The sequence below is a fragment of the Thermodesulfovibrionales bacterium genome, from assembly GCA_035622735.1.
Classification (GTDB): Bacteria; Nitrospirota; Thermodesulfovibrionia; order Thermodesulfovibrionales; family UBA9159; genus DASPUT01.
In genome coordinates, this window is sequence record DASPUT010000134.1 from 1 (window position 1) to 2,142 (window position 2,142).

At 51.5% G+C, this 2,142-nt stretch carries 3 protein-coding genes; 2 read left to right on the forward strand and 1 reads right to left on the reverse strand.

The window, feature by feature from the left end:
- Positions 1–170: 170 nt before the first annotated feature.
- Positions 171–947, reverse strand: a complete 777-nt coding sequence (locus VEI96_07265; GenBank protein ID HXX57785.1) for an outer membrane lipoprotein carrier protein LolA — start codon at positions 945–947, stop codon at positions 171–173.
- Positions 948–1,091: 144 nt separating this feature from the next.
- Between VEI96_07265 and VEI96_07270 the strand changes: the two genes are divergently transcribed.
- Both VEI96_07270 and VEI96_07275 read left to right on the forward strand, forming a co-directional pair.
- Complete coding sequence (locus VEI96_07270) at positions 1,092–1,334, forward strand: hypothetical protein (GenBank protein ID HXX57786.1); 243 nt, start codon at positions 1,092–1,094, stop codon at positions 1,332–1,334.
- A gap of 107 nt (positions 1,335–1,441) precedes the next feature.
- The coding region (locus tag VEI96_07275; protein ID HXX57787.1) for a hypothetical protein at positions 1,442–2,142 on the forward strand (701 nt) is incomplete at its 3' end.

The window sequence follows — 2,142 nt, forward strand, 5'->3', positions numbered from 1 at the left end:
AAAGTATCCTCCTCCCATCCTCGACGACGGCGGCCGACGTGTCATCGCACGATGTATCTATGCCGAGAATACGCACGGATTATCCGGAAACGCCTAAGGCCATGACCTGGGTCGGGTATGAGGCTGAAAAAGTCCTGCAACCTGCGCCCGCACCCTGAGCACCTATACCGCTATTTATAGTCATACACGCTCGCGCCCTTCGGCAGAGAAAAGTCGAAGGCCGATTCAGGGATGCCGGTATTCACGGTGACATCGGTAAAGGTTATATCGATCCGGTTCGAGCGTTTGTCAAAAATGGTAAGGGAGGCTATCGGAAAGTCCTTGTCCGAAGGGGTTATCGCAAGGGAGAGCACGTTGCCCATCGGTCTCTTCGGCTTCAGGAGGAGCCTTCCGTCTTTCTTCGTGATCTCAAATTCCTTCCCGATATCGCTGAAACCGCTGAGGAGGGCGATCGGGGCCTGGCCATAAATCTCCCTGTCGAATCTGGACTTGAAGGCCTGCTTATCCTGTTTCTGGTAGATGATCATTTCATCGTTGTTGATAACGACCTCCGTATTCTGCTTGTCGCCGCCGCTATACTGCCACCGCATGCGAGAAGGCATCTTCATGAGAAATGTCCCCTTGAATGTGTCTGTCCGGTCGAAGTCTTTGATAAAACTCTTCTGGACAAAATTTCCCCTGATGTCCTTCAACCCTTGATACGCCTTTTCGATCTTTTCGACCGCCGGATCGGCGCCTTCAAAGCCTGAGGCAGGCTGAGAAGAGAGACAGAAGAGAACGGCGAAAGCGCAAAGGAGTCGGAAGGGCAGGAATATCGAGCCGAAACGATTATGGTCCTGAGCAGAGAGATGCACCTCTGTGAGGTCGGACTTGATCGGGCGGCCGATCTCCTTCCATATCGCTTTGGATTCCCCTTCTTCTGGAAAAGCGACCAGGTCACGCTGCATTTGAAATCCTTAGCAACCTCCACACGAGAGAGCCTTCCATCTCTCCGAATCCGTTAATGTCACTATTATAAACGAAAGGAGCTTATGCCTGTCCAGAAAGGGACTCGTTTTGACAAGAGGCCTTCGGGAATATAGGATAAAACCATGGCTGACAAGAAAGCGGGCAGAAGCATTGCCGTCGATGCCTATTCAGGGTATCGCGGCGAGGAGGTGCCGAGGTCATTTATTCTCTCTGGCGAGAAGATCGAAGTGATCGAGATCCTTGATGCGGGGATAGAAGAGATTGAAGGCAGAAGAAAAAGGCTCTTCAGGTTGAGGGGGAGCGACGGATACGTTCACCGCATCTCTTATGAGGAAGAGGCGAAGGAATGGTTTTATGGCACCTAACCTTTTCCGTGAGAAAGCTCTGCCCTACCCAGGTAGGATTGATTTTTTCGCTGAAGAGGCTCAGGCTTTAAACAGGAGGAGGGCATCACAAGGGCCTGAGGAACGACATGGCACTGGTATTTCTTATCTACGGTTTGGCCTTTTTTATCCTGGGATTCGCGATTGTAGTCTACCCCAAGAAGCAGAGCAACTTCGCGCTTGCCAGGAGCGTGTGGCTTATTGCTGCATTTGGAATACTCCACGGTCTGAACGAGTGGGTGGACATGTTCATCATTATAGAGAGACCCTCCGGACTCTCCTTCCTGTATACCATGAGATCTTTCCTCCTCCCCGCTTCCTTCATCGCTCTCCTCCAATTCGGTATAGGGGGTATCGTTACAGGGAAGAAGAGGAGTCGTCACCTGCTGAGAACTCTTCCCGCTGTATTATTGATTCTATGGTCTTCCGCAGTTTTCAAGAGCAGCGATCATGTCTTGGCTGCTGACGTATGGGCACGCTACTTGCTGTGCGTCCCGGGGACGGCACTCACCTCTCTCGTCCTGATGCGGCAATCCGCGGAGATTGCGGATCTCGGGCTGTCAAGACCGAAGACGTATCTTATGTTGTCGGCCCTCGGCTTTCTCTTCTATGGTTTCCTTTCAGGGCTTATCGTGCCTGATGCCGGCTTCTTCCCTGCGTCTCTCCTTAATTACACGATGTTTGAGAAAACTGCCGGGCTGAAGGTTCAGATCTTTCGTACGGCCTGCGCATTGGTCGTAACATTCAATATGATCAAGGTTCTGGAGATATTTGAATTGGAAGCGGTTGA